The organism is Hyphomicrobiales bacterium, from assembly GCA_039973685.1.
In the GTDB taxonomy this organism is placed as follows: domain Bacteria; phylum Pseudomonadota; class Alphaproteobacteria; order Rhizobiales; family JACESI01; genus JACESI01.
In genome coordinates this window covers 1-26,080 of sequence record JBDWKL010000014.1, presented here as the reverse complement: position 1 = coordinate 26,080, position 26,080 = coordinate 1, and the positions used below count along the sequence as shown (strand labels likewise).

General features: G+C 47.7%; 26 protein-coding genes, 3 tRNA genes and 1 pseudogene. 20 read left to right on the top strand and 10 right to left on the bottom strand.

Annotated elements, in window-relative coordinates; translation table 11 throughout:
- From ABJO30_03725 to ABJO30_03675, 11 genes are all read left to right on the top strand, one after another.
- On the top strand, positions 1-1,198 hold a 1,198-nt coding region (locus ABJO30_03725), incomplete at its 5' end, for a GDSL-type esterase/lipase family protein (GenBank protein MEP3231917.1).
- 123 nt (positions 1,199-1,321) lie between these two features.
- Positions 1,322-2,668, top strand: a complete 1,347-nt coding sequence (locus ABJO30_03720; GenBank protein MEP3231916.1) for an MBOAT family protein — start codon at positions 1,322-1,324, stop codon at positions 2,666-2,668.
- A gap of 9 nt (positions 2,669-2,677) precedes the next feature.
- Entirely contained in the window at positions 2,678-2,911 is a 234-nt protein-coding gene (locus ABJO30_03715) for a hypothetical protein (GenBank protein ID MEP3231915.1), read from the top strand.
- A 118-nt stretch (positions 2,912-3,029) separates the two neighbouring features.
- Complete coding sequence (locus tag ABJO30_03710) at positions 3,030-3,710, top strand: haloacid dehalogenase type II (GenBank protein MEP3231914.1); 681 nt, start codon at positions 3,030-3,032, stop codon at positions 3,708-3,710.
- A gap of 191 nt (positions 3,711-3,901) precedes the next feature.
- Positions 3,902-6,127 (top strand): AMP-binding protein, encoded by a 2,226-nt coding sequence (locus tag ABJO30_03705; GenBank protein MEP3231913.1) that lies wholly within the window; start codon positions 3,902-3,904, stop codon positions 6,125-6,127.
- Positions 6,124-6,939: an ABC transporter ATP-binding protein gene (locus tag ABJO30_03700; GenBank protein MEP3231912.1), complete on the top strand. Its 816-nt coding sequence runs from the start codon at positions 6,124-6,126 to the stop codon at positions 6,937-6,939. Before ABJO30_03705 ends, ABJO30_03700 begins: the two co-directional genes overlap by 4 nt.
- Positions 6,939-7,898, top strand: a complete 960-nt coding sequence (locus tag ABJO30_03695) for a branched-chain amino acid ABC transporter permease (GenBank protein MEP3231911.1) — start codon at positions 6,939-6,941, stop codon at positions 7,896-7,898. Before ABJO30_03700 ends, ABJO30_03695 begins: the two co-directional genes overlap by 1 nt.
- 14 nt (positions 7,899-7,912) lie before the next feature.
- Complete coding sequence (locus tag ABJO30_03690) at positions 7,913-9,004, top strand: branched-chain amino acid ABC transporter permease (GenBank protein MEP3231910.1); 1,092 nt, start codon at positions 7,913-7,915, stop codon at positions 9,002-9,004.
- A 99-nt stretch (positions 9,005-9,103) separates the two neighbouring features.
- Positions 9,104-10,405, top strand: a complete 1,302-nt coding sequence (locus ABJO30_03685) for an ABC transporter substrate-binding protein (protein MEP3231909.1) — start codon at positions 9,104-9,106, stop codon at positions 10,403-10,405.
- 88 nt (positions 10,406-10,493) lie between these two features.
- Positions 10,494-11,345, top strand: coding sequence for an ABC transporter ATP-binding protein (locus ABJO30_03680; GenBank protein MEP3231908.1), 852 nt, complete (start codon positions 10,494-10,496; stop codon positions 11,343-11,345).
- Positions 11,346-11,400: 55 nt separating this feature from the next.
- A complete protein-coding gene (locus ABJO30_03675; protein ID MEP3231907.1) occupies positions 11,401-12,639 on the top strand; it encodes a phenylacetate--CoA ligase family protein in 1,239 nt (412 codons plus the stop codon).
- A gap of 88 nt (positions 12,640-12,727) precedes the next feature.
- Here ABJO30_03675 and ABJO30_03670 read toward each other — a convergent pair.
- Positions 12,728-12,802: transfer RNA gene (locus ABJO30_03670), tRNA-Glu, on the bottom strand.
- A 129-nt stretch (positions 12,803-12,931) separates the two neighbouring features.
- On the opposite strand from ABJO30_03670, the gene ABJO30_03665 reads away from it, so the two are divergent.
- The 8 genes from ABJO30_03665 to ABJO30_03630 all read left to right on the top strand — a co-directional run bounded on the left by ABJO30_03665 (position 12,932) and on the right by ABJO30_03630 (position 16,416).
- Positions 12,932-13,687 carry a Sir2 family NAD-dependent protein deacetylase gene (locus ABJO30_03665; protein MEP3231906.1) on the top strand — a complete coding sequence of 252 codons (756 nt, stop codon included), beginning with the start codon at positions 12,932-12,934 and terminating at the stop codon, positions 13,685-13,687.
- Between the two features lie 181 nt (positions 13,688-13,868).
- Positions 13,869-14,453, top strand: coding sequence for a cold-shock protein (locus ABJO30_03660; protein MEP3231905.1), 585 nt, complete (start codon positions 13,869-13,871; stop codon positions 14,451-14,453).
- Positions 14,454-14,511: 58 nt separating this feature from the next.
- Entirely contained in the window at positions 14,512-14,976 is a 465-nt protein-coding gene (locus tag ABJO30_03655; protein ID MEP3231904.1) for a DUF192 domain-containing protein, read from the top strand.
- A gap of 205 nt (positions 14,977-15,181) precedes the next feature.
- Positions 15,182-15,258 (top strand) — tRNA-Pro (locus ABJO30_03650).
- A 192-nt stretch (positions 15,259-15,450) separates the two neighbouring features.
- Entirely contained in the window at positions 15,451-15,756 is a 306-nt protein-coding gene (locus ABJO30_03645; protein ID MEP3231903.1) for an ETC complex I subunit, read from the top strand.
- An 18-nt stretch (positions 15,757-15,774) separates the two neighbouring features.
- Positions 15,775-15,851, top strand: a tRNA-Arg gene (locus ABJO30_03640).
- A gap of 82 nt (positions 15,852-15,933) precedes the next feature.
- Positions 15,934-16,233 carry a metalloregulator ArsR/SmtB family transcription factor gene (locus tag ABJO30_03635; protein ID MEP3231902.1) on the top strand — a complete coding sequence of 100 codons (300 nt, stop codon included), beginning with the start codon at positions 15,934-15,936 and terminating at the stop codon, positions 16,231-16,233.
- A 15-nt stretch (positions 16,234-16,248) separates the two neighbouring features.
- Entirely contained in the window at positions 16,249-16,416 is a 168-nt protein-coding gene (locus tag ABJO30_03630; GenBank protein ID MEP3231901.1) for a metallothionein, read from the top strand.
- Between the two features lie 54 nt (positions 16,417-16,470).
- Here the strand turns inward: ABJO30_03630 and folE2 are convergent, their stop codons facing one another.
- Together folE2 and ABJO30_03620 are read right to left on the bottom strand one after the other, a co-directional pair.
- Positions 16,471-17,373 (bottom strand): GTP cyclohydrolase FolE2, encoded by a 903-nt coding sequence (gene folE2, locus ABJO30_03625; GenBank protein MEP3231900.1) that lies wholly within the window; start codon positions 17,371-17,373, stop codon positions 16,471-16,473.
- 152 nt (positions 17,374-17,525) lie between these two features.
- Positions 17,526-18,737: a GTP-binding protein gene (locus tag ABJO30_03620; protein ID MEP3231899.1), complete on the bottom strand. Its 1,212-nt coding sequence runs from the start codon at positions 18,735-18,737 to the stop codon at positions 17,526-17,528.
- A gap of 129 nt (positions 18,738-18,866) precedes the next feature.
- Between ABJO30_03620 and ABJO30_03615 the strand changes: the two genes are divergently transcribed.
- Complete coding sequence (locus ABJO30_03615; protein MEP3231898.1) at positions 18,867-19,277, top strand: Rrf2 family transcriptional regulator; 411 nt, start codon at positions 18,867-18,869, stop codon at positions 19,275-19,277.
- Here ABJO30_03615 and phoB read toward each other — a convergent pair.
- The 7 genes and pseudogenes from phoB to ABJO30_03580 all read right to left on the bottom strand — a co-directional run bounded on the left by phoB (position 19,267) and on the right by ABJO30_03580 (position 26,053).
- The gene (gene phoB, locus ABJO30_03610; protein ID MEP3231897.1) at positions 19,267-19,965 is read right to left on the bottom strand and encodes a phosphate regulon transcriptional regulator PhoB; all 699 of its coding nucleotides are present in this window, start codon (positions 19,963-19,965) and stop codon (positions 19,267-19,269) included. The genes ABJO30_03615 and phoB overlap by 11 nt on opposite strands.
- A gap of 7 nt (positions 19,966-19,972) precedes the next feature.
- Entirely contained in the window at positions 19,973-20,689 is a 717-nt protein-coding gene (gene phoU, locus ABJO30_03605; protein ID MEP3231896.1) for a phosphate signaling complex protein PhoU, read from the bottom strand.
- A 29-nt stretch (positions 20,690-20,718) separates the two neighbouring features.
- A complete protein-coding gene (gene pstB / locus ABJO30_03600) occupies positions 20,719-21,507 on the bottom strand; it encodes a phosphate ABC transporter ATP-binding protein PstB (protein MEP3231895.1) in 789 nt (262 codons plus the stop codon).
- Between the two features lie 43 nt (positions 21,508-21,550).
- Positions 21,551-22,810: a phosphate ABC transporter permease PstA gene (gene pstA, locus ABJO30_03595; GenBank protein MEP3231894.1), complete on the bottom strand. Its 1,260-nt coding sequence runs from the start codon at positions 22,808-22,810 to the stop codon at positions 21,551-21,553.
- Positions 22,803-23,702, bottom strand: a pseudogene (pstC, locus tag ABJO30_03590) (phosphate ABC transporter permease subunit PstC). Before pstC ends, pstA begins: the two are co-directional and overlap by 8 nt.
- A gap of 122 nt (positions 23,703-23,824) precedes the next feature.
- Complete coding sequence (locus ABJO30_03585; GenBank protein MEP3231893.1) at positions 23,825-24,880, bottom strand: PstS family phosphate ABC transporter substrate-binding protein; 1,056 nt, start codon at positions 24,878-24,880, stop codon at positions 23,825-23,827.
- Between the two features lie 117 nt (positions 24,881-24,997).
- On the bottom strand, positions 24,998-26,053 hold the full coding sequence (locus ABJO30_03580; protein ID MEP3231892.1) for an ATP-binding protein: 1,056 nt from the start codon (positions 26,051-26,053) through the stop codon (positions 24,998-25,000).
- Positions 26,054-26,080: the final 27 nt, after the last annotated feature.

Here is a 26,080-nt window from a genome sequence, read left to right as displayed (position 1 = left end):
CCCTCTCGGCATTGCAATCCCTCGGGTGAAGCCGCCTGTGCCGCCGAAGCGTTTCAGTGCGCATCACAATTCAAGCGGTTCCATCGTCAAAGAACTTGCAAGCCTTCGCGATGGTACGCGCCTAAAGCCTGTCACCATTGTTCATATGGGTGATAGTCATATTGCGTCTGACGCGTTTACACGCGGTATCCGCAATGGCCTTCAAGCTGAGTATGGTAATGCGGGTCGCGGTGCTATTCTTCCGGCGAAAGCCTTTAAATGGACACGTGCAGACGGTGTGAAAATGTCCACGTCTGGCACATGGTCATCTGCAAGCAGCTTGACCACGAAGACGGGGCCTTATGGTCTGTCTGGTGTGCGTGTTTGGTCTTCTTCATCCAATGCAAAAATGAACCTTGCAGCCACGGGCCAAGGGTTTGATTGGGCTGAAGTGACAGTTTTGACAGGACCGCAGCAGGGTAAAGTGAAAATCTCTGCTGGTGGACAATCTAAAGTCGTCAATGCAGTTTCACCGACACGTGGTTCAAAAGTTGTTCGCGTAAAAGCTTACAGCAAAACGGCCTCTGTTAGTCCAGCAGGTGGCGGTCGCACCACTGTTCTCAATTGGGCGACAGGCCGCGAAGAGGCGGGCGTTCGTTATGTGAACTTCGGTATTGTGAGCGCGACAGCTCACTTGCAAAAGCGTTGGGACAAGAAGCTTATCGCCAATGACATTAAGCACCTCAATCCAGATTTGGTTGTTTGGGGCTATGGCACCAATGAGGGCTTTAACAGTAACCTTGATATGAATGCATACCGCAACCAAGTTTCATCAATCTACAACACTGTAAGTGCAGCAGCACCGAAAGCTGACTGGTTGTTCCTTGGTCCTGCGTCTGGCCTATCCCGTCGCGGTAAAGCGGCTGGTCACTGTAATGGCTACCGCATTCCATTGAAGTTGGGTGCTGTGCGTTCAACACTACAAGATTTTGCCGCAGAAAACGGTCGTCACTTCTGGGATTGGAATGCAGCAATGGGTGGTGATTGTGCGATTGATAAATGGGCACGTTCTAGCCCGAAGCTTGCTCTATCTGACCGTGTTCACTTAAACAGTGCTGGTTATCAAAAGAGTGCCGACGCTTTGGTTGCTCACATCAAGAAACTCGTGAATAAGCCGCAAGTTGTTGCTGCTGTGAGTTCTGAAGAAATCGGTCAATAGGTTCTTTAAAAAAATTGAAACAATGCTAAAACGCAGTCTCATAATTATGGGACTGCGTTTATGCTTTTTCCAACTATCGATTTTGCATTATTTTTTATACTCGTTTTTGCCACTAGTTGGTTTTTGGTCAAACTACCGTCGATTAGAAAACACTTTTTACTGATTGTAAGTTATGTCTTTTATGGCTGGTGGGATTGGCGTTTTTGCGGGCTTTTAGCGCTCAATGCGATGATCAATTATGGCGCGGCGCTGTTGGTGTCTGGCGCTAACAGCGAAGGTAAGCGTAAGCTTTGGATTGGCGTTGCGGTTACCCTTAATCTCGCAATTCTTGCAACGTTTAAATATCTCGATTGGTTCATGCAGTCGTTGTCTGATTTATTGATTGCAGTTGGGCTTGAACGGGACGTTCCGTTGTTTGATTTGATTTTGCCTATCGGCATTTCATTCTTCACTTTTCAGGGCATTTCTTATGTCGTTGATGTGTATCGCCGCAAAATCGAAGCGGAGCGGTCGCCTTTTGATGTGGCGCTTTATATCTCCTTCTTCCCGCAGCTTGTGGCAGGTCCAATTGTGCGGGCGGCTGAGTTTATGCCGCAGCTCAAGAAGCCTCCAGTGCTAACCAATAAGATGGCGGCGTTTGGGATGGTTCTCATTCTTGTTGGTGTGTTTAAAAAGATGATCGTCGCCAACTATCTGGCGACCCTTTATGTGGACGAAATCTTCTTTGATCCAGCAAGCCAAACATCGCTTGATTTGCTGCTCGGCGTTTATGCTTATGCCATTCAAATTTACTGTGACTTTTCAGGCTATAGCGATATTGCCATCGGGGTGGCTCTTCTTTTGGGGTATCGGTTCAATGTGAACTTTAACCAGCCGTACCGTGCTTCGAGCTTGCAAGATTTCTGGCGGCGTTGGCATATCTCTCTATCAAGCTGGTTGCGTGATTATCTTTATATCCCCTTGGGTGGCAATAAGGGCGGCGTTATCAAGACTTATCGCAATTTGCTCCTGACCATGCTGCTTGGCGGCATTTGGCATGGGGCGGCTTGGACCTTTGTAATTTGGGGTCTCATTCATGGTGGTGTCTTGGCTGTTGAACGCGCGCTCACGAGTGGCAAGCAGAGCACTGTAAACATGATCACCAAACTGCTTGGAATCTTATTCACGTTCCATGTGGTTTGTCTTGCTTGGATTTTCTTCCGTTCTGAAACATTGGAGGCCGCTCTTACCTTTATTGCAGGTCTTGGTGCGTTCACCAGTGAGTTTTCGACCATCACGCCGTTTATCTTGAGCTTGATCATCGCAACGATGGCATTTCAGTTTACGCCGAGTGACTTGTTGCAAAGAGCAGGGGGCTGGATGGAACGGGCAGGGGCGTTACCGCGGGCTGTCGTTTTTGTGGGCGGTTTGTTGCTCATTCAATGGGTCGCACCAAATGACGTTGCGCCGTTTATTTATTTCCAATTCTAGGGGGCGGATATGAACACGACAGTTTGGCAAACCTTGATTATCATGTTGGTGGCGATGTTATTTTTGGCCACCTTTAATTCGTCCTCACTGCAAACATGGTCGTATGACCTGCAACCTGGTCCTGTAAATGACATGATCAGTTTGAGCGCCGAACGGTGGCATATTATGATGGAAGAATGGGGAGCCGCAGGCGTCACAGAGTTAATTCGAAATTGGTTTAGCGAGCAGACAGGGGCTTTTTAAGCGGTGCGCCTTATCAGCTTTAACCAAATGTCACAACACTTATAAATTTTAGATTGTGCGTTGCCAGCACGCAGTTACCATGTTTGTCTATGCTCTGAGATAACAAGATGAGCATGAAATGACGAAAATTACCGGTATTAAAGCAGTTGTATTTGACGCCTATGGGACAATGTTTGATGTCCACTCGCCTGTAGGGAGATTAGCATCTAAGCTTGGTGATCAAGCGCAATCAGTTTCGGCTATGTGGCGTGATAAGCAGCTTCAATATACTTGGCTTAGAAGTTTGATGCAGGACTATAAGCCCTTTACTCAAGTCACATCGGATGCGCTCGCTTATGCGATGGAAGCGCACGGCATTGAAAATGATGCGCTTCATAAAGAATTGGTCGATGCCTATTTCACGCTTGCAGCTTACGACGATGTAGCGCCATGCCTTGATGCGTTGCAGGCGAAAGGCTTTAAGACCGCCATTTTGTCGAACGGTTCAATGGACATGTTGGACGCTGCGGTTGATTCTGCTGGTATCGCTGACAAGCTGGATGCTGTCTTGTCTGTCGAAGCGGTGCAAGTGAACAAACCGGACCCGCGGGTTTATCAATTGACGCTGGATCATTTTGGAATCAAGGCGGAGGAGGTCTGTTTTGTTTCTAACAATGCTTGGGATAGCCACGCAGGCGCGCATTTTGGTTATCAGGTTGCGCGGCTTAATCGTTACGGCGCCTTGCCTGAGAAACTTTCAGGCACGCCCAAATTTTTAATGACAGATCTTTCGAAGTTAGCAGAACAACTTAGTGGGTAGACTGCCAATAAACGATGATTAGGAAAATTCGCAATTTTCCGTCATGGTTTGGCAAAAATGCAAATTGACAGAGGATTGGCTCTTGGTTAGCGTAATTGAACAAGCGTTCATTTAAAGGGGTTGATCTTTAAAGTGGCACTTAACGGACATTGGAGGATGCTTCGGCATTTGTCTGTAAATGGGAGGAACGAATGGAAAGAAAGAGCGCCAGCGGTGCGTCCGCTGGACTAGATACTTTTCCGAAACTTTTGCTTAGAAATGCCCAGAAATGGGGTAGCAAAGCTGCTATCCGAGAAAAAGACCTTGGTATTTGGCAAACGTGGAATTGGTCTCAGGTCCTTAGTGAAGTTGAACCTTATTCGCGTGGTTTGCATGCCCTTGGTTTAAAGAAGGGCGAAAAAGTTGCCATTATTGGCGACAACCGTCCCCGCCTTTATTGGACTTTTGTTGCTGCCCAAGCATTGGGCGCTATTCCAGTGCCGCTTTATCAAGATGCGGTTGCTGATGAGATGGTTTTTGTTCTCGAACATGCTGAAGCTAAAGTTGCGGTTGTTGAGAACCAAGAGCAAGTTGATAAAGTGATGTCTATTGCAGACCGCTTACCGATGCTCGAATACATTATTTATGACGACTCTCGCGGCCTACGCGAATATGAGCATAAGAACCTTTTTAGTTTTGAAATGATCCAAGAAAAAGGCCGCGCTAATAGCGAGTTGAGCCGTGATAAATGGGTCTCATTGATTGATCAGGGCAAGGGCGAAGACGCCTCTGTTATGCTCTATACATCTGGTACAACAGGTAAGCCAAAAGGTGTTGTTTTATCAAATGACAATGTGCGCCTTAGTGCAGATGCGGCTGTTGATTTTGATAGCCTTGATGATAGTGACACGATCCTTTCTTATCTACCGATGGCTTGGGTCGGGGACCATGTATTCTCCTATGCTGAAAGCTATGTGGCTGGTATTTGTATTGCGTGTCCTGAAAACTCTGACACCATGCACCATGACCTCGTTGAGGTTGGGCCAAGCTTCTTCTTTGCGCCACCGCGTATTTTTGAAACGATGCTCACCAATGTGACGATCCGCATGGAAGATGCGAGCAACTTCAAGCAAGGCATGGTCAAATATTTCCTCGACGTTGCAAAACGTTGCGGTGAAGGTGTGATGAACCGACGTAATCGCGGGTCAAACACGGGCTTTTGGGGCGGTGTGCAAAACTTCGCAAGATCGTATGCGCGGCCCTTCTTCTTCATAACCAGCTTCTTTGCTCTTTTCGTGTTTGGCAGCATCTATTCGATCGCCTCGTCAGGCGCTTCGGCTGGTTCGATCATTCAGATTTTCTTGGTCTCACTGGTTGCAGCATTTGTTGTGAGCATCGTTGTCTACTGGCTTTTGCGAAACGTTTTCGGGGCCAAAATTCAGTGCCACTTTACAATGGATGTATTGAAATACTGGATCGGTGATTTGTTGGTCTATGGCCCGCTTAAAAACACGCTTGGTTTTTCCAACATTCGGGTTGGCTACACAGCGGGTGAAGCTGTTGGCCCTGAAATCTTCTCGTTCTATCGTTCTCTCGGCATCAACCTCAAACAGCTTTATGGCCAAACGGAAGCGACCGTGTTCGTAACCGTTCAGCCTGATGGTGGTGTGCGTGCTGATACGGTGGGCGTGCCAGCGCCGGGCGTTGACATTAAAATCAACGACAATGGCGAAGTGCTCTTTAAAAGCCCTGGCGTTTTCCAAGAGTATTATAAAAACGCGAAGGCAACAGCTGAGACGAAAACCAAAGATGGTTGGGTTTACACAGGCGATGCTGGCTTCTTTGAGAGCGATGGTCAGTTGAAGATTATCGACCGCGCGAAAGATGTGGGTAAGCTCACCAATGGCAATTTGTTCGCACCAAAATATATCGAGAACAAACTCAAGTTCTTCGCGAATATCAAGGAAGTTGTGACGGTTGGTGATGGTCGTGATTATGCGGCTGCGATGATCAATATTGATTTGCAGGCGGTTGGTAATTGGGCAGAGCGTAACAATGTTTCTTATGCCAGTTATCAAGAGCTTGCAGGGCATCCAACAGTTTATGAAATGATCGGCGAACATGTTCGCGACATGAATAAATTGCTTGCCGAAGAACCAAATGTTGCCGGTGGCCAAATCAAACGTTTCTTGATCTTGCACAAAGAATTGGATGCGGATGACGGCGAATTGACGAGAACGCTAAAAGTGCGCCGTCCGTTTGTGTTCGATCGTTATGAACCTCTCATTGAAGCGCTTTACGATGGGTCAACCGAGAAATACGTAAACACTGAAGTGACCTTTGAAGATGGTCGAAGTGGCGAGATTTCTGCAACGGTTCAAATTGTAGATTCGGAAACTTTCCCGATCCGCCAAGCTGTTAAGGAGGCTGCAGAATGAATATACAAGCAAGTATAGGCAACGCGACTTCTAGTCGGATTTCTGAAGAAAATATTTTGGACGTCGACAGCATTTCGCTCTCCTTTGGTGGCGTGAAAGCCATCCAAGATGTGAGCTTCAATGTGAAGAAGGGTGAAATCCGCGCGATCATCGGGCCGAACGGTGCTGGTAAAACATCTATGTTGAACGTGATCAACGGGTTTTATCACCCGCAAGTTGGCACCATTACTTATAATGGTAATCCGCGTTCTGCGATGAAGCCTTACGTGGCAGCAAGCCAAGGCATCGCTCGCACCTTCCAAAACGTTGCGTTGTTCCGCGGTATGTCCACTTTGGACAATATTATGGCGGGTCGTACTTTGAAGATGAATAAGAACTTCTTCTGGCAATTGTGGCGTAGTGGCCCCGCGCTTCAAGAAGAAATTGAGCATCGCAAATTTGTCGAAGAGATTATCGATTTTCTGGAAATTCAGGCCATCCGTAAAGAGGCTGTTGGGCGGCTACCATATGGCTTGCAAAAGCGCGTTGAACTTGGACGTGCGCTTGCCATGCAGCCAGACTTACTTCTGCTCGACGAGCCAATGGCTGGTATGAATTTGGAAGAAAAGCAAGATATGAGCCGTTTCATCATCAGTGTGAACCAAGAATTTGGAACGACGATTACACTAATCGAGCACGATATGGGTGTTGTGATGGACTTGTCTGACCGTGTGGTCGTGTTGAATTATGGCATGAAGATTGCGGATGGAACGCCTGCAGAGGTGAAAGCTAATCAGGACGTTATTGATGCATATCTGGGGGTATCACACTAATGGAACTGTTGAGTAAAATTTTTATCGAACCGTTTGAAACCATGTATGCCCTGCCAGATCTGTTTTTACAGGCTCTGTGGGAAGGTTTTGTATCGGGTACTCTTTATTCTCTTATCGCGCTTGGTTTTGTGCTGATTTTTAAGGCGTCAGGTGTTTTTAACTTTGCTCAAGGCATCATGGTGGTGTTTGCAGCACTCGTATTGGTGGGCATTCACGCGTTAGGTGTTCCTGCCTATATTGCGGTGTTGCTGACATTGGGTGTCATGGCGCTTCTTGCAATGACTGTGGTGCGCTTCGTGATGAAGCCGCTCGTGAATCAGCCTGATATCATTTTGTTCATGTCGACAATCGGTATCACATTCATCCTCATTGCTGGTGGCCAGCTGATTTTTGGTGGTGAGCCTAAGGCGATGATCACTACTGAGCTTGGTTTGCCAACCGGTTCGAGTGATTGGGAAGTTGGTGGTGGCCTTGTCATTTTCCAACACATTGATATTGCAGCAGCCATCATTGCAGCCTTGTTGATTGCGGGTTTGGCTTTGTTCTTCAACAAGACGAAAACAGGCCGAGCGCTTCGCGCGGTGGCCGACGATCACCAAGCTGCACTGTCAGTGGGAATCTCGCTTGAACGAATTTGGGTTATCGTGTGGTTTGCAGCTGGTGTCGTTGCGTTGACTGCCGGAATTTTGTGGGCCGCTAAATCGGATGTTTCCTTCGCGCTTCAGGTGATCGCGTTGAAAGCTCTGCCGGTGTTGGTCTTGGGTGGGTTCACATCCATTCCGGGCGCGATCATCGGCGGGTTGATCATCGGTTTTGGTGAAAAGCTGTTCGATCTATATTGGGGATCTCCAATTTTGGGCGGCGGCACAGAAAGCTGGTTTGCCTTCATCATCGCACTCATTTTCTTGCTTTACAGACCTGAAGGTTTGTTTGGCGAAAAACACATTGAACGAATTTAGGGGAGGTTTGGCAGATGTTTTACCGTGAAACAGGTCAGTTTAAAGCAAGCTATAAAACCGACTCAGCAAAGTTCCCGATTTTTCAAGACAAGCTATTCATTTGGTTTTACATAATCATTGGATTTCTCGTGATCCCATTCTTTGGTAGCGAGTTCTTTCTTGGCGCGATAATGATCCCGTTTTTGGTGTTCACCCTTGCGTCTATCGGTTTGAACATTCTGACTGGATATACCGGACAAATATCACTCGGGACCGGAGCCTTTATGGGGGTAGGGGCTTATGCTTGCTATAAGCTGACGCTTGCCTTCCCTGACGTGAATATTTTGATCTTTATTTTCGTATCGGGCTTTTTCTCAGCCATTGTTGGTGTGTTCTTCGGCTTGCCGTCTTTGCGGATCAAGGGATTTTATCTGGTTGTTACAACGCTTGCTGCGCAGTTCTTCCTTGAGTGGGCCTTTATCCGTATTCCTTGGCTTTACAACTATAATGACTCGGGCGCGATTGAAGTGCCGCAACGCGAAGCATTTGGTGTCATTGTAACGGGTGCACAAGCCTCTGCTGAGGTCCGCTATCTTGTGGTGTTGGCCGTAGTCGTGATCATGACTTGGTTTGCTTCCAATTTGATTTCAGGACGGATTGGTCGTCAGTGGATGATGATCCGCGATATGGATATTGCTGCTGAACTTATGGGCGTGCGTCCACTCTATGCAAAGCTTTCTGCCTTTGCCGTATCGTCGTTTTATTGCGGTGTCGCTGGTGCGTTGATGGTGTTCTTGTGGCTTGGTGCAGCCGAGGTTGAAAGCTTCGACTATAACCACTCGTTTGAAATATTGTTCATGGTGATCTTAGGCGGGCTTGGAAGTTTGCTTGGTTGTTTCTTAGGGGCAGCGGTAATCTGGATTTTGCCAGTGATTATTCGCGATTGGTTGCCGCCGTTGGTGGATGCTCTAACACCTTTTACCATCACGTCATCTGCTGCCGATCTTGTTTCAGATATCATTATTGGTGTTATGATCGTGGTATTCTTGATTATGGAACCGTTAGGGCTCGCGCGCTTGTGGTCTATCATCAAACAAAAATTACGTGTTTGGCCTTTCCCATACTAGGGGAAGGTCCGCAGGGTTGGAACTCGCCTTGAATTTATAAGAGTTCTATTAGGGAGGATCGACATTAAGTTGATCAAATGAGTATTGGGAGGAAACTATATGCTCAAGAATATGATAATTGGAGCTGCTGCATTTGCAGTCGCAGGATCTGTCTTCGCATCGACACCGTCTTTTGCTGAAGATACGCTTTACATTCCGTCGCTCAGCTATCGTACTGGTCCATTTGCTGGTGCAGGTACACCGATTGCGAATGGTTTTGCTGACTACTTCACAATGCTAAACGAACGTGATGGCGGCATTGGTGGGGCGAAAATCGTCCTTGAAGAATGCGAAACTGCTTACAACGCTCAAAAGGGTGTTGAGTGTTATGAAGCGACTAAAGGTAATGGCGCGCTTGCCTATAACCCTTATTCAACTGGCATCACGCTACAGCTGATCCCAAAAGCACCGGTCGATAAGATTCCGGTTCTTTCTATGGGTTATGGCCTGTCAGCGGCTGCTGTTGGTGAAAAGTTCCCTTGGACTTTCAACTATCCAGCATCTTACTGGAGCCAAATGTCTTCCATTCTTCAGTACATTGACGCAAATGGTGGCATCAAAGGTAAGAAAATTGGCTTTATCTACCTAGACGTTGGTTACGGTAAAGAGCCGATCCCACTACTTGAAAAACTTGCCCCTGAAATGGGCTTTGAATGGGTTGGTTTCCCTGTCGGCGTTAAAGAAATGCAGGCTCAAGGTGCAACATGGCTCAACGTTCGTAAAGAGCGTCCAGACTGGATGATTGCTTGGAGTTTCGGAGCAATGACACCAACGGCTATTAAAGAAGCCGCTAAAATCCGTTTCCCAATGGATAAGTTCATTGGTAACTGGTGGTCTGGTGCTCATGCCGATCTGGAACCAGTTGGCGCGCCTGGTAAAGGCTACAAAGCTGCTAACTTCTCCGGCGTTGGCGTTGACTTCCCTGCACTTCAAGATGTGATCAAGCACGTTGTTGATGCTGGCAAAAGCCAAGCAGAAAAAGACGATGTGGGTAAAGTGAACTACAATCGTGGTTTGTTTAACGCTGTGATCATGGCTGAAGCTGTTCGTGCCGCTCAAAAAGCAACAGGCAAGAAGGGTATCACTGGTGAAGACATGCGTCTTGGTCTTGAAACTTTCGTGCTTGACGAAGCGCGTTTGAAGGAAGTTGGCTTGGAAGGCTTTACAGCGCCTATTTCTGGCTCATGTAAAGACCACGAAGGTTCTGGTTCTATCTTCATCCAGCAGTGGGATGGCAGCAATTGGGGCCGCATTAGCGACCTTATTCCGCCAATGACTGAAGTTGTGAAACCTTTGCTTGCAGACGCTGCAGACAAGTATGTTTCTGAGCAGTCTGGATGGCAGACACAAACTTGTGGCTAAGCCTACCTAACTAAATTTGGAAGAGGGCGGCTTGCTCGCCCTCTTCTTTCAAAAAAATCATGTATCACCGCCCTTCGGGAGACTTGCTATGAACGCCCCAATGAATGCAGACCAAGAAGATGCAAGGCCGATCCTTTCGGTCAACAATATTGAAGTGATCTATGATCATGTGATCTTGGTGCTCAAAGGTGTTTCGTTAGATGTGGCACAAGGCGGTATCGTGGCGCTACTGGGTGCAAACGGCGCTGGCAAGACCACAACATTGAAAGCCATTTCGAACCTCTTGCAAGCTGAACGCGGCGAGGTGACGAAAGGCAATATCGAATTTAAGGGTGATGAAATTCAATCACTCTCTCCAAACCAACTTGTTAAACGCGGGTGCATACAGGTGATGGAAGGTCGTCACTGTTTTGAGCATTTGACTGTTGAGGAAAACCTTCTGACAGGCGCTTACACGCGCAAAGACGGACGTGCTGCGATCGCGAAAGATCTTGAGATGGTTTATAATTATTTCCCGCGCCTGCGTGAGCGCAGAACATCGCTTGCTGGTTATATTTCTGGTGGCGAACAGCAGATGACGGCGATTGGTCGCGCGATGATGGCAAAGCCAACCATGATCTTGCTCGATGAACCAAGCATGGGCCTTGCACCACAGCTGGTTGAAGAAATCTTCGAAATTGTCAAACAGTTGAATGAGAATGAAGGCGTGAGTTTCTTGCTTGCTGAGCAAAACACCAACGCTGCCCTGCGCTACGCAACCTATGGCTATATTCTTGAAAATGGACGTGTGGTGCTTGATGGCGATGCGAAAGAACTCGCTGAGAACGAAGACGTTAAAGAGTTCTACCTTGGCGATGGTGGTGGCGGTGATGATGACGAAGAGAAAACATCATTCCGCGATGTGAAGCACTATAAACGACGTAAACGCTGGCTCGCCTAATTCTTCTCAACAAAGTTGAAAAGCAATAAAGCTTAGCGCGCAGAAGGTATCTGATATGGCAGACTATTTTGACAACCGTGAAACCCAAGATGGTGGCGAACGGGAGAGGGAGCTATGCGCTCGCCTGCCTGATTTAATTGCTCATGCGGTGAATAATGCGCCAAGCTGGGCCGAGCACTTTAGTGGCTTTAATCCTGCTGAGGTCACATCACTGGACGCGCTTGCCTCATTGCCTGTTCTGCGAAAACCTAAGCTAATGGAAAAGCAGAAAGAGCAACCACCGTTTGGTGGCTTTGCCGCTGCTCCCGTCTCCGAATTTGGTCGTGTGTTTATGTCGCCTGGTCCAATTTGGGAGCCACAGCCAGAAGGTGACGACGCATGGAATGGCGCGCGCGCTCTTTATGCAGCCGGATTTCGCAAAGGCGATATTGTTCACAACGTCTTGTCGTATCACATGACACCGGGTGGCTTTATTCTTGATCAAGCAGCGGTAGCCCTTGGATGCGCGGTTTTTCCTGCTGGTCCCGGAAATACGGAAACACAGGTGCAGGCGATGCAGGCTTTGCAACCTGTTGGTTATCTAGGTACGCCAGATTATCTGAAAGCTATTCTTGATAAAGCTGACGAAATGGGTGTGGATTTAAGTTGCATCAAAAGGGCGCTGGTTTCTGGTGGTGCGCTTTTCCCAAGTATGCGCGAAGATTATAACAAGCGCGGCATTTCTGTGCTGCAAGCTTTCGCGACCGCTGACCTTGGGTGTATCGCATACGAATCTGAAGCGATGGAAGGCTTGATCGTCAATGAGGATTACATTGTTGAAATCGTAAAACCGGGCACCAATGAACGCGTGCCTGATGGCGATGTTGGCGAGATCGTTGTCACAAGCTTCAAAAAGAACTATCCACTTATCCGTTTTGGTACGGGCGATATGTCTGCCGTGCTTGCAGGGCAAAGCCCGTGCGGACGTTCTAACATGCGTATAAAAGGCTGGATGGGTCGGGCTGATCAGCGCACCAAAGTAAAAGGCATGTTCATTGACCCGTCACAGGTTGCTGACATTGAGAAGACTGTCTCCGGCCTCGGCCGTCTTCGCCTCGAAGTGGTGAGAGATGGTGACCGTGATGCAATGGTCTTAAAATGCGAATGCGCTGCCCAAGATGATGCAGTGCGCCTTTCTGTGGAAGAGGCGGTTTTGTCGATCTGCAAAATGAAAGGCGAAGTTCAGTTAGTTGCCCCTGACAGCCTGCCTAATGATGGCAAGGTCATCGACGATCTTCGCGATTACGACAGCTAAAACGTTTGAAAACACTTGAAGTATACACGGTCAAATTGGCCGTGTATTCGAATGTTTTCTCGTACGAGAAATGATTGAGGGAAAGCAGTGGTACGCCCTAGGGGAATTGAACCCCTCTTTCCAGGTTGAAAACCTGGCGTCCTAACCGATAGACGAAGGGCGCGCACTGGAGCCAGTGTATAATGTTTTCAGTTCTAGGTGGCAAGAGGAAAAACTAAGTTTTATCGTTGTTTTTTTTATACCAATTTTACCTACCATTTGAGGGTGGAATTTAAGGCCTTTGGAGAGCGTTTTGATTATCGATAATGTTAAGGATGCCCGCACTGCGCTTAGCCAAGCAATTATGGATGCTGATACGATATGTTTCTTCACAGGAGCCGGTATCAGCACCCACTCTGGTATTCCTGATTTCCGAAGCCCAGGCGGGATTTGGTCGCAATACCGCATTGTTGAATTTTCAGAGTTCGTATCAAGCGAGGCTGCAAGGCGTGAAGATTGGGACCGCCGCTTTCATATGGCTGAATTCTTCGCTAAGGCCGAACCAAATGCAGCGCATGCATTCATTGCAAATTTAGTAAACCAAGGCCGCGCCAATGGTGTCATAACCCAAAATATTGATGGACTTCATCAACGGGCAGGGGTGAGTGATGACCATGTGGTTGAATTTCACGGCACTGGTGCTCATGCTCATTGTTTAAGTTGCGGCAAACGGCATGAGATTGACGTTGTGGAGCAACATATCGAAGAAACGGATGATATTCCCACTTGTGAGTGCGGTGGTTTAATCAAAGCAGCGGTTGTGTCGTTCGGTGAAAACTTGCCACCAAGCAATATCCAGCGGGCCGAAAAAATGATTCAAACAGCAGATTTAGTGATCGCAATTGGTTCATCGCTGCTCGTTTGGCCTGCAAGTGGGCTATTAGAAGCCGCATTACGGCAGAATTCCGCGCTTATTATTATTAATCGGGAACAAACGCCATTTGATGGATATGCTCGATTGGTTTTACGAGGGGATCTTGTTGAAATTACGAAAGGAATCGTTCTTTAGTCATTTCGTGCTGATGGTGTAATTTTTGTTCTTACGACTTTGCGTTGCAAATCTTTATCCCCAGCTTGATTTGACATCTAGCAAAATCCACTGGCTACCAGTTTTGTCGATGGTATTCTCAATGAGAGAATCAATTGTTGAATCGCGAAAAGCAAAATTCAGGCGGGTTAGAGGCGTTGCGATGGAAGTGAAATTTGATAATAAAGCGACCGGCTTAGATGCCACCGATGGTGTGGATGAAGCCAATTTGGACCTCGTGGAAGTCGCAGGGTTCATTAAATGGTTCGATGTTTCAAAGGGTTTTGGATTCATTGTGCCAGATAATGGCATGCCGGATGTTCTTCTCCATGTTACATGTTTGAGGCGGGATGGGTTCCAAACCGCTTATGAAGGTGCTCGCATTGTTTGTGAAGTGGCTGAGCGTAGCCGTGGATACCAAGCATTTCGCATCCTTAGCATGGATGAATCGACTGCAAAGCATACAAGCCAGATCGAACCCTCATCGTCTTACACTCCTGTGGAAGCGGTTAGTGGTTTCATGCCTGCGACCGTTAAATGGTTCAATCGCATCAAGGGCTATGGTTTCTTAGTGCTGCAAGAAACGGACGAAGACGTGTTCATTCATATGGAAACGTTGCGCCGTTACGGCATTGCAGAACTGCGTCCGGGCCAAGTGATGACCCTTCGTTATGGGCATGGTGCTAAAGGCTTGATGGTTGCGGAAATCAGACCTGCGGACTTTAGTGGATTGCCTGCGTCGCATTAGTGGCCTTCACGTAAAATTTTACTCGACGATTTCAGCATGAGCAGTGTAGTAATTGCTCATGCGTATTTTTATCTCTCTCCTCCTCACTCTTGTTTTCAGTTCTATTCATGCCGTGGCGCGTGAACCGCTTGTGCTGAAATTGACCAAAACGATGACCATTAGTGATGGAAGTGATGCAACTGTGTTTTGCGCTCATCCTGCGACTGATGAAGAATCCCGTGTAACTGGATTGATGTTTCAAAAAACGCTGCCCGAAAAAGCTGGCATGGTGTTTGATTTTGGTGAAACGCAAATGGTCAATATGTGGATGCGCAACACAATCCTTCCCCTTGATATGATTTTCTTCGATGGTGCGGGCAGAGTGGTCAATATCGCCATGAATACCAAACCTTTCTCACTGGATATTATTTCGTCAGAAAAACCGTCGAAATTCGTTTTGGAAGTGAATGCAGGCGTCGCTAAGAAATTTGGATTAAATGTCGGTGATCAAGTCACGTTCGGTGATAATGACTGCAAGCTTTAGCGCTCGCAGCTAAACTTTTGACCACTTAATTTGATACAGTTTCTTGAATGATGAAGGCGGATAAAATTTCGTCACTTCTTTTTATAAAAAACGCTTGAACAATCGAACTGCTTGGTTTATCCACGGCGAGTGCTGAGCAGCGATCAGGCTTTCTGTTCAGTGATTATCAACCGCATCGACTTTTAGCGATTGATATGAATGGCATCGGAGCGTAGCGCAGCCTGGTAGCGCATCTGGTTTGGGACCAGAGGGTCGCAGGTTCGAATCCTGCCGCTCCGACCATTTCTTCTCAGATTGTTGACATCAAAACCGTCTATCATGGCAATGCTGTTTGTGGATTTAAGTGGGGCAGGCTGCTCCATAGCATTGAACCGTGTGCCTGTTGCCTCTATAAGGAATCATTCACTTGATCATTGTTATGATGTGACCTTGGTGTCATATGAGTGAAACCCTGACGTAGCAGAGAGAACGACAATGGTCGCAAGAATTTACAAGCCCACAAAATCAGCCATGCAGTCTGGCCGAGGCAAAGGTAATGAATGGGTTTTGGAGCATGTGTCCAACGACACAAAAGCACGCGACCCTTTCATGGGCTACACGTCATGCAACGATATGGATAGCCAAGTGAAGCTGTCTTTTGAAACGCAGGAAGAAGCTGAAAATTACGCAGAGCGTCACAGTATCGCTTATACAGTCGTAAAATCAAAAGAGCGCAAAATCTCACGCGTCGCTTATTCTGATAATTTCAAATATGGCCGCTTGACGCCGTGGACGCATTAAGGCATTCCCTCACATAATGGTCCCGTAGCTCAGCTGGATAGAGCAGTTGACTTCTAATCATCAGGTCGCAGGTTCGAATCCTGCCGGGATCACCATTTATTCTAATTTTTATATTGTTCGTACTCGCGCATGGTGATGACCTTATCGTGCGGATCATCTCGGCTGAGTTGTTGTTGAATTGAGGAAACCCCAGAGCTTGCTGAAACCTTTGGTTTGCTGGCAGATCCCACTCGTTTGTCGATTGTAATTGCTTGCATGGACCAAGAACGATCTGCTGGGGGCATTGCTGAACACCTTGGTTCGTCAGCGTCTCTAACCAGCCACCATCTTAGGCTTCTTCGCTCAGCGTGTATTTTGAAGTCAGAACGGCGGGGAAAGCAGGTGTTCTACTCCATGGCAGATGCCTGTGTGCATAGTGTCCTCAAAATCATGATCGATCATTTGTTCGAGCATGGCCATCATGACAACGAAGAATAATAACTGGAGATAATCATGCCTGAAGTAACCCAGCAAAAATGCGCTTGTTCAAATTGCGTTTGTATCGTTGAAATTAAAAGTGCGATCAAAAAAGACGAACAAAACTATTGCAGTAATGACTGCGCTGATGGCCACCCTAGTGGGGCTGGCTGCGGTCATGCTGGATGCAAGTGCGACGGTTAACTGATAACTTATAGACGCCCTTAAACTTGTTTAAGGGCGTTTTTTTATGCTCACTTATTCGCTTGAAGACCAAGCAACCGCGTCATGCGGGTGAAGGCTCTCTATATGCCGCACATAAATTTTGGGCTGTGAGTAGTTTTCAAGCGCTGCTTGAATACGGCGTGCAGCATCCTCAACGAACATCAGATTTTGACCGTTAAGAGCCGCGAACGCTTGTTCATCGGCACGTTTAACAGCTGTTTGGACAGGTGTTGCAAGGGCTCCTTCAATTCGGTCGATAAGCGCGAGTAATCCGAGGCTCTCGCTGTTTGGTTCATTCAACTGGATTGAGACCTTGGCTTTACTTCTTTGGCTGTGGGGTGTTGCGAGCGTTGCGTTGTCCCTTAACCATTCAGCGGCAGTTTCAATGTCAATTGCTTTTTCCCCGTCAAATGCATCGCGAAAGCCGTTTTCAATCAATTGCCGTGACAGGGCAGCGGAGCAGGGGCAGGTAGATGAATATTCGACTGTCACTTCAGCGCGAAGGTTGAATGTACCCTCAATGAGGGATGCTTCTAATTTCACAGGATAGGATTTCCAACCTGCTAGACCCTCTGTGATAAGGGCGGCGCGGCGTTGCAAGAGGTCAAAGTTCATTTTCATGCGCGCGTTCTGACTGCCGCAATCTTTATGGGTATCAACCATGCCCGCCAACAAGTTTTGAATTGAAGCTGAGGCTAGCGTTTCACCTTCGCCTAACCCGCTATTGAGAAGACGGTAGAGGCGTGACATGTGAATGCCCTTCACATGGGGTGCTGGAAGGTCAACCTGCAAATCAGCTCTCGCATGGAGGTCGCGCCGATCACCTTGCTCAGTCACGGTAATTGGCAAAACGATGCCCTTCATACCAACCCATTCTAGCGGGCTGAGTTTTGGAGCTGTCTCGGTAAGGGAGACATCTGGCAATATTGCATTCATCGTTGGGTTCCTGATGGATTAGTTTTCAAATATTGTGTTGCTTTTGCGCTGTTAAGCTGTGGGTCGGAGGCTGTTGATGTCGCGGTTGCAGGAGAAATGCGGCTTGATCTTTGGTGGTGGGGCCCACCTACATCAAGCCGCATATCGCAGCGCTAAGCTGCGTCTTGCGCCCGTCGCCATAAAGGAAACGGGTCAGGGTAATTTGGCAGTTCATCTATTGAGGTAGCGGTCATCACGGGAACCAAGCAGCTATCCAAGCGCGCCTTCAAATTGGACCAATCAATATCAGCACCAATAAAAACGATCTCTTGGCGACGATCACCCCAGAGGTCTTCCCAGTTCGTTTTCATATAAGCGCGCAGGCTATCGTGATCTGGCCATTGCTCTTTTGGTACTGTGGCCCACCATTGCCCCATAGGAGAAACTGAAGATAAAGCACCTGCGAGAGAATATTCAGCAACCCATTCAGGGCGCGAGGCAATCCAGAAATGCCCTTTTGCTCGGATCACACCTGGTAATTCACCGTTGAGTAGTTCTGAGATTTTCTCAGGAATAAAAGGCTGGCGCGCACGATACACATAAGAGGCAACACCATACTCTTCCGTTTCAGGTACATGGTCAGCAAAGCCGTAAAGTTCTTTGGCCCACATGGGATGCTCATGCGCTTTTTGGAAGTCGAACAGTCCTGTTTCTAGAATTTCGCTGGCAGGCACGTTAGAGTGATCGACCTCAATAATCTTCGTATCAGCATTGAGACTACGAATAATCTTGCGGGCGGCGTCTACACGGATTGGTCCAGCATCGCTGACTTTGTTCAAGACGACGACATCTGCAAATTCGATCTGGTCTGTGAGAAGGTGAACGAGCGTGCGCTCATCGTCGTCGCCAAGTGTTTCGCCCCTGTCACTCAAGAAATCATGGGAAGAATAATCTCTCAACAAATTGACGGCATCAACCACTGTAACCATCGTATCAAGTCGTGAGACATCTGAAAGGCTGTCACCTTCTTCATCTTCAAACTCGAAGGTTGCAGCGACTGGTAAAGGTTCTGAGATGCCAGTTGATTCAATCAGCAGGTAATCAAACCGATCTTCTTTCGCCAAGCGACGCACTTCTTCCAAAAGATCGTCGCGCAGGGTGCAACAAATACATCCATTAGACATTTCGACGAGCGTCTCTTCAGTGCGGCTTAAATTCGTGTTCGCATTGACAAGATCAGCATCGATATTGACCTCGGACATATCGTTTACAATGACGGCAACACGTCGTCCTTCGCGGTTATTTAAGACACGATTGAGCAATGTTGTTTTTCCAGCTCCCAGAAAACCTGAGAGAACTGTGACAGGAAGTCGATTATCAAGCATCGTGCGTAATTCCTTTTGGGTTGAACTTCATGTAACTTTTTAAGTTACTGAATTTATGTAACTCGCATAGTTACTAGACTTATGCAACTGGCATTGTTACGTGTTTCCACATAATGAGGAAAATTGCCTATGAAACGTAACAGTCGCTTATCGCTCGCGTTGCACACACTCGGCCATATGGCGGTGGAGCAGGGGGAGCCGCGAACATCTGCGCACATCGCGACCCATGCCGGTACGAACCCTGTTGTGGTTCGTCGGGTTTTAGGGCGACTTCGGGAGGCGGGGCTTTTAACGTCTGAGAAAGGACATGCGGGAGGTTGGAAACTGGCTAAGTCTCCAACTGAGATAACTCTGGCTGATGTTTACACAGCTCTTGATGAAAAACTTATCGCAACAGATGGCGGGGATGAAGTGCCCCGTTGTTCTCTCGAACACGCGCTTCGCGGCCAAGTCTCGGCGGTAATGGAAGATGTTGAACGGACTTTAATTGAGCGTTTGAGCAAGACAACCATTGCGGAGGTCTGCAAAATCAAGAGTTAGTTTCAAGGTCCAAAGAATAACCAGCAGAACGCACGGTTCTGATCGGGTCTGCTTTCCCTTCTTGGCGTAATGCTTTGCGTAATCGGCCGACATGAACATCGACAGTGCGTAGATCAATATCTAAATCGTGCTCCCAGACCTTTTCTAAAAGCTGATCTCTACTCCACACCCGACCAGGCCTGCTGAGGAAGACAGAAAGCAAACGAAACTCGGTTGGACCGAGATTGAGAGCGATGTCATTACGGGAAACTTTGAATTTCTCGGGATCAAAGCTTATGTCTCCATATTCGATAATCTGCCCAGCAGTCATAGAGCTGTTGCGGCGGATCAAGGCGCGCGTTCTGGCGAGCAGCTCGGCGACCGAATATGGTTTGACCATGTAGTCATCAGCACCAATGTCTAGCCCGCGCACTTTGTCATTTTCTTCACCGCGTGCTGTCAGCATGACGATTGGAATATTCTTGGTGTTCTTTCCGCGCTTTAATTGGCGGCAGGCTTCAATGCCGGATAATTTGGGCAACATCCAATCGAGAATAATAAGGTCTGGATTGTTCTCTTCTGCAAGCAACAATCCTTCTTCGCCATCAGTTGCTTTGATGACTTGATATTGTTCTTGCTCAAGATTGTAGGCGAGCAGCTCCATTTGGGCTGTCTCATCTTCAACGATTAGAACTTTGTGTTTTAACATCGGTCTATCAGTCTTTTTCTTCAGCAACCATTTGACTTGTTCTGTCACCAATTGGGCGACGATCTTCTGGCATTGCGCCCGTTGCTGCATAGCGGATTTGTTCAGCGATGGAGGTGGCGTGATCGCCCATGCGCTCAAGGTTTCTCGCGATAAACAGCATATGGGTGCAGGGCGTGATGTTGCGCGGATTTTCCACCATATAGGTCAGCAGTTCGCGAAACAGCGTGTTGTGCATGTGGTCGACTTCTTCGTCCCGCAGACGCAATTCATCAGCCATCTCTACATCTTTTTTGATGTATGCATTGATGACGTCGGTTACCATTTTTTGAACCATGTCACCCATGCGCTGTATCGTTTTTTCCGATGTGCCAACAGTGCGAATGCTCGCCAATACTTCGGTTCGTTTGGCGATGTTAGTGGCATAGTCTCCAATGCGCTCAAGGTTCGACGAAACTTTCAACGCGCTAATAACATTGCGCAAATCATCGGCCAAAGGCTGCCGTAGTGTGAGCGTTTGCATCGTCAACTCATGAACTTGCGTATCCAACAAATCGACAGCTCGATCTTCCTTGCGCACCATTTTTGCAAGTTCCACATCACGAACCACGAGCGCCTTTATAGCTTGCCCGATTTGGGTTTCGACTAGTCCACCCATTTCCAAAATCATGTTTTGGATTTGCTCTAACTCTTGGTCAAAGGACTTTACGATATGAACATTTTCCATAACTTCACCTTATGATTTCACTCTATGATCTAACCGATTTTTCCGGTTATATAATTCTTTGTCCGCTCATCATTTGGGGCGGAGAATATGTTGCTTGTATCACCATATTCAACCAAGTCACCTAAATGGAAGAACGCGGTGTGCTGTGACACGCGTGCTGCTTGTTGCATTGAGTGTGTCACAATGACGATAGAATAGCGTTCTCGCAATTCATCGATAAGCTCTTCAATGATTGCAGTCGCAATCGGATCAAGGGCAGAGCAGGGCTCATCCATTAAAATTACTTTTGGCTGAACGGCGATTGCACGCGCAATACATAGGCGTTGCTGTTGCCCGCCTGAAAGCCCCATGCCTGACTTATCAAGACGATCTTTCACCTCGTCCCACAACCCTGCGCGCTTCAAGCTCTTTTCAACAATCGCATCAAGCTCAGCTTTAGAACTGGTTATACCGTGAATGCGCGGTCCATAGGCAATGTTGTCATAGATTGATTTGGGAAAGGGGTTTGGCTTTTGAAAGACCATGCCGACTTTTTGACGAAGGCTCACAACGTCCACCTTGGATGCATGGATGTCTTGTTTTTCAAGGGTGATCATGCCTGAAACTTTGCAGATCGGTATGACGTCATTCATACGATTAAAACAACGCAACAAGGTGCTTTTGCCACAACCAGATGGGCCGATAAGCGCTGTTACAGCATTCTTTCGCACGTCCAAATTGACATCAAACAGTGCTTGTTTTTCGCCATAATGAACGTCGACATTGCGGGCACGTAGGACCGTTTCCTCTTGGTTGCTTTCGGCGCTGTTATTGAGCATCTGCATTTCTTTTGACATTACCATGTTGTTCAACTCTTCTCTCCTACCAGCGGTTTTCTAATCGACGCCGTAGCACGATTGCGATGAGGTTCATTGCGATAAGGAAAACCAATAAAACCATGATGGCTGCTGAGGTTTTTTCAAGGAAGCCTCGTTCTGGGCTGTCGGCCCATAAGAATATCTGCACTGGCAAGGCGGTTGCTGCATCCGTTATGCCTTGCGGTACATCGACGATAAACGCCACCATGCCAATCATCAGTAGTGGTGCCGTTTCGCCGAGTGCTTGCGCCATGCCAATGATGGAACCTGTCAGCATGCCCGGCATTGCAAGCGGGATGACGTGATGAAAGGTCGTTTGTATTTTGCTGGCACCCAGACCTGTCGCTGCATCGCGAATGGATGACGGGACAGCCCGCAAAGCAGCTCGTGAGGCAATGATGATGGTTGGCAAGGTCATGAGCGCAAGCACCATGCCGCCGACCAAGGGTGTTGACCTTGGCAAGCCAAAGGTATTGAGCAGGATCGCGAGGCCAAGTAATCCAAAAACGATTGAAGGGACGGCTGCAAGATTGTTGATGTTGATTTCGATAATGCGGCTTAATCGGCCTTTCTTGGCGAATTCTTCAAGATAGACCGCCGACAATACGCCTATTGGAAACGCAATGAGAAAGCACACGAGCAAGCTGAGCGCAGAACCAATAACCGCCCCTAAGACGCCTGCTTGTTCTGGTTCACGAGAATCGCCATTTGTGAAAAACTGCGTGTTAAAGCGGCTTTCGATCCGGCCTTCACCTTGAAGCTGTTCTAACCAAGCGATCTGTCTATCATCTAAGCGGCGCTGACTTTCATCGAGCGTTCTATCGATATAGCCTTTTAAGAACATATCCGCATCGCTGGAGGTGCGAACCCAGAAGTTTGCGCGTGTTCCGATTAATTCAGGCGTTTCGACGATTTGATCACGGATTGAGTATTCTGCGGTGGAGCTGACAAGGCCGTATAGTTTCTTCTTTTCTTTCCGTGACTTCGCCTCAGGAAATTTATCGCGCAAAGCAGCCTTTAATCGCTTGCCAAACCGCTCGCCTTTAATGTTTTCAGCATCAAGTTTATCTGCAGGTAAATCCATTTCGATCTGGATGAAAGACGTGCGGAAAGCCGATGTTCCCCGCAAAGCGATGGACCCAACGATGACCAGAAGGAAAGCAAGCGAAAGCAGAATTGCGAACATGCCAAACAGACGGAACCGGAATTCTGATCTGTGGCGTTTCGCGTTTCTCTTCGAGAAAATTTCTAGGTTCTCAGTCATATTGTTCCTTGTAGTGATCGACAATTTTAAGCGCGATCACATTGAGGCAAAGGGTGGCAATGAATAGCAGCAGACCAAGCGCAAATGCTGACAGCGTTTTAGCGCTTTCAAACTCTTGGTCGCCGGTGAGGAGTGTTACGATTTGGACGGTAATGGTTGTGACCGCCTCAAAAGGGTTTGCTGTTAGGTTGGCGGCTAATCCAGCTGCCATCACAACAATCATCGTTTCACCAATCGCGCGTGATGTGGCCAAGAGGAGGCTACCAGCAATGCCAGGAATAGCGGCTGGTAAGATAACCTGTCTGATGGTTTCTGACTGTGTAGCGCCCAACCCGTAAGACGCATCGCGCAATGCACGGGGTACGGCGTTGATCACATCATCGGATAAAGACGATACCAACGGAATGATCATCACACCCATTGTAAGGCCAGCGGCAAGCGCGCTTTCTGATGATATTGCAATGCCCGCACTTTCTCCCGCACCGCGTAACATTGGCGCTACGATCAAGGCTGCAAAGAAGCCATAAACAACGGTAGGGATGCCCGCTAGAAGCTCCAGTAAGGGCTTAACAATGCTTCTTGTTTTGTCTGATGCATATTCGGCGAGATAGACGGCGGAGAGGAGGCCGAGGGGTGTTGCAACGATCATCGCGATTGCGCTGATGAGCAAGGTGCCTGATATAAGCGGCACCGCACCAAACGAACCTGATGAGCCGACTTGATCTGAGCGCAGCGCTGTTTGCGGGCTCCAATCAAGACCAAAGAGAAAGTTGAAAAACGGAACTTTCTGGAAGAATGCAATTGTTTCAAATGCCAACGAGGCGACGATCCCAATGGTGATCAGAACAGCAATCGATGAACACAGAAACATTACGCTTGTAATGATCTGTTCTTGCACCTTACGCCGTGAGGATTTGCCAGTGATGTCGATTGTGGTTGGTTCAGCTTTTGACATTATAAGCTCGATTTATTCTGGCTCAGCATTCTTTCAAACACTGAGCCAGTTGTTTCAATTTAGAGGGCTAGGTTTTGCAGATTAGTGATCTTAGATTTCCACTCTTCTGCTTCCTCTTCTCCCATTGGGATCAAGCCTTTGTCTGCCAAATAACCATCTTCACCTGCAGCATCTTCGCTGATGAATTCTGACAAATAAGCTTCAATACCGGGAACCACTCCAATGTGCGCCTTTTTCACGTAGAAAAAGAGAGAGCGTGAAATTGGATAGGCGCCATCTGCAATGTTTTCAAAAGTAGGCTCTACGTCACCGATCAAGCTGCCTTGCATTTTGTCAGAGTTTTGATCGAGGAAGCTGTAGCCGAAGATACCAAAGGCGTTTGGATTAACTTCAAGCTTTTGCACAATCAGATTGTCGTTTTCGCCCGCTTCAACAAAAGCGCCATCTTCGCGAATGGTGTGGCAAAGGGTTTTGTAGGCCGTCTTGTCAGTTTTCTTGAGCGCTTTTATCCAATCAAACTCTTTGCAACCGCCTTCCATAGCAAGCTCAACGAATGCATCGCGTGTGCCTGATGTTGGAGGAGGGCCAAGCACTTCAATTTTAGTGGCTGGAAGGTTCGGGTCGATATCCGACCAAGTTTTATAAGGGTTTGGTTTTGTCTTGCCTTCACCGTCTGGCACATCTTTAGCGAGTGCTAAGAAGATGTCTTTGCGGGTGATCTGCATAACGTCTGCTTTGCGTGAATTTGCAAGCACAATACCGTCAAAGCCAATCTTGACTTCAACAATGTCAGCAACGCCATTCTTCGCGCAAAGTTCAACTTCAGATGCTTTGATGCGGCGTGATGCGTTCGTAATGTCTGGTGTTCTTTCACCAACACCTGAACAGAACAACTTTAAGCCGCCACCAGATCCGGTGCTTTCAACGACGGGCGTTTTGAACTCTGTGTTCTTGCCAAAGCGTTCTGCAACTGTGGTTGAAAAGGGAAACACTGTGGATGAGCCTACAATGCTGATTTGATCACGAGCAATGGCTTGACCAGAAGTCGCAATTGCGAATGTCGACAGGGCGAATACGCCTGTTCCTAAGACGGAAGCTAATTTCTTGATGGTCATGTCTTCTCCTTTCAGGAGATCTGTATATTGAGCGTTTACACGACCCAATTACGCAGCAGTTGTGTAGTTGCTACGACAGTTGCATGACACTTATGTGACAGTTGTGGATTAAGCCGGTCAGGCGGTGGTGGGAAGGAAAACAGAAAACGTGCTTCCAACGCCAACTTCACTTTCAATGTGAACGCGCCCGCGATGGTGGTTTACGATGTGCTTTACAATGGCAAGCCCAAGGCCAGTGCCACCCATGTCGCGGGAGCGGTGGGCATCAACACGGTAAAACCGTTCCGTCAATCGCCCGATATGTTCGCCAGCGATGCCTTCACCATGATCGCGAATTTCAACACAAAGTATGTCGCCAGAAATGCCAGCCACGTGGTTTTTTACACCAATAGTGACATCTACCGCCGTATTGGGTGCCCCGTATTTGATAGCATTTTCTATTAGGTTTTGTAGAACCTGTGTCAGCTCGTCCGAATTGCCGGGGATAATATGATTTGGTTGGGTCGTGTGGATGTTGATCTTACTTCCGTCACTTGCTGCTTGCTCTTCAAGGCTTGCTTGCACCTGTTTTGCAATCGCCACAATGTCGGCACTTCCTTGCGGGCGCACGCGCATATTGGCTTCAACTTTGGACAGCGACAAAAGATCAGAAATTAAGCGCACCATGCGCTTTGCTTCACGATCCATCAGTTCCAAAAATCGAGATTTCGCCGCTTCATCATCACGGGCAGGCCCGCGAAGTGTTTCAATGAAGCCAGCAATGGAGGTGAGGGGAGATCGTAATTCATGGCTTACATTGGCAACGAAATCAGAACGCATTTGCTCTGCTTCGCGAAGGTCAGAAATATCAAGGAAGCTGACAAGTATCTCTTCACTCCCGATATCACTTGCAAGCATTTTAAAGAGAGCTTTGACGGGGTGTTCAATCGTAACATTGGTTACAGCAGAGCTTTGACCATTTGCAACGAGGTCTATTGTCTTAATGCAATCAGGGTGCCGGACCACTTGAATGAAATCGAGGCCGATGAATTGTTCACCAAAAACTCTGTCGGCAACATCATTGGCAAATTTGACCTTTCGGTCACTGTCCAAAATAAACACAGCCTCTTGAAGGGCGTTCAATACTGCATAGGGTGTTTTTTCAATCACGGGCACTAGCTCAAAATGGATCATTTAGAACTATCTAATAGCACGTTTTCT

Excerpts from the sequence above, each read along its gene's own strand:
- ABJO30_03715 (MEP3231915.1), top strand. The coding sequence starts at position 2,678 with ATGAACACGACAGTTTGGCAAACCTTGATTATCATGTTGGTGGCGATG.
- ABJO30_03710 (MEP3231914.1), top strand. The coding sequence starts at position 3,030 with ATGACGAAAATTACCGGTATTAAAGCAGTTGTATTTGACGCCTATGGG.
- ABJO30_03705 (MEP3231913.1), top strand. The coding sequence starts at position 3,902 with ATGGAAAGAAAGAGCGCCAGCGGTGCGTCCGCTGGACTAGATACTTTT.
- ABJO30_03700 (MEP3231912.1), top strand. The coding sequence starts at position 6,124 with ATGAATATACAAGCAAGTATAGGCAACGCGACTTCTAGTCGGATTTCT.
- ABJO30_03695 (MEP3231911.1), top strand. The coding sequence starts at position 6,939 with ATGGAACTGTTGAGTAAAATTTTTATCGAACCGTTTGAAACCATGTAT.
- ABJO30_03690 (MEP3231910.1), top strand. The coding sequence starts at position 7,913 with ATGTTTTACCGTGAAACAGGTCAGTTTAAAGCAAGCTATAAAACCGAC.
- ABJO30_03685 (MEP3231909.1), top strand. The coding sequence starts at position 9,104 with ATGCTCAAGAATATGATAATTGGAGCTGCTGCATTTGCAGTCGCAGGA.
- ABJO30_03680 (MEP3231908.1), top strand. The coding sequence starts at position 10,494 with ATGAACGCCCCAATGAATGCAGACCAAGAAGATGCAAGGCCGATCCTT.
- ABJO30_03675 (MEP3231907.1), top strand. The coding sequence starts at position 11,401 with ATGGCAGACTATTTTGACAACCGTGAAACCCAAGATGGTGGCGAACGG.
- ABJO30_03660 (MEP3231905.1), top strand. The coding sequence starts at position 13,869 with ATGGAAGTGAAATTTGATAATAAAGCGACCGGCTTAGATGCCACCGAT.
- ABJO30_03655 (MEP3231904.1), top strand. The coding sequence starts at position 14,512 with ATGCGTATTTTTATCTCTCTCCTCCTCACTCTTGTTTTCAGTTCTATT.
- ABJO30_03645 (MEP3231903.1), top strand. The coding sequence starts at position 15,451 with ATGGTCGCAAGAATTTACAAGCCCACAAAATCAGCCATGCAGTCTGGC.
- ABJO30_03630 (MEP3231901.1), top strand. The coding sequence starts at position 16,249 with ATGCCTGAAGTAACCCAGCAAAAATGCGCTTGTTCAAATTGCGTTTGT.
- folE2 (MEP3231900.1), bottom strand. The coding sequence starts at position 17,373 with ATGAATGCAATATTGCCAGATGTCTCCCTTACCGAGACAGCTCCAAAA.
- ABJO30_03620 (MEP3231899.1), bottom strand. The coding sequence starts at position 18,737 with ATGCTTGATAATCGACTTCCTGTCACAGTTCTCTCAGGTTTTCTGGGA.
- ABJO30_03615 (MEP3231898.1), top strand. The coding sequence starts at position 18,867 with ATGAAACGTAACAGTCGCTTATCGCTCGCGTTGCACACACTCGGCCAT.
- phoB (MEP3231897.1), bottom strand. The coding sequence starts at position 19,965 with ATGTTAAAACACAAAGTTCTAATCGTTGAAGATGAGACAGCCCAAATG.
- phoU (MEP3231896.1), bottom strand. The coding sequence starts at position 20,689 with ATGGAAAATGTTCATATCGTAAAGTCCTTTGACCAAGAGTTAGAGCAA.
- pstB (MEP3231895.1), bottom strand. The coding sequence starts at position 21,507 with ATGCTCAATAACAGCGCCGAAAGCAACCAAGAGGAAACGGTCCTACGT.
- pstA (MEP3231894.1), bottom strand. The coding sequence starts at position 22,810 with ATGACTGAGAACCTAGAAATTTTCTCGAAGAGAAACGCGAAACGCCAC.
- ABJO30_03585 (MEP3231893.1), bottom strand. The coding sequence starts at position 24,880 with ATGACCATCAAGAAATTAGCTTCCGTCTTAGGAACAGGCGTATTCGCC.
- ABJO30_03580 (MEP3231892.1), bottom strand. The coding sequence starts at position 26,053 with ATGATCCATTTTGAGCTAGTGCCCGTGATTGAAAAAACACCCTATGCA.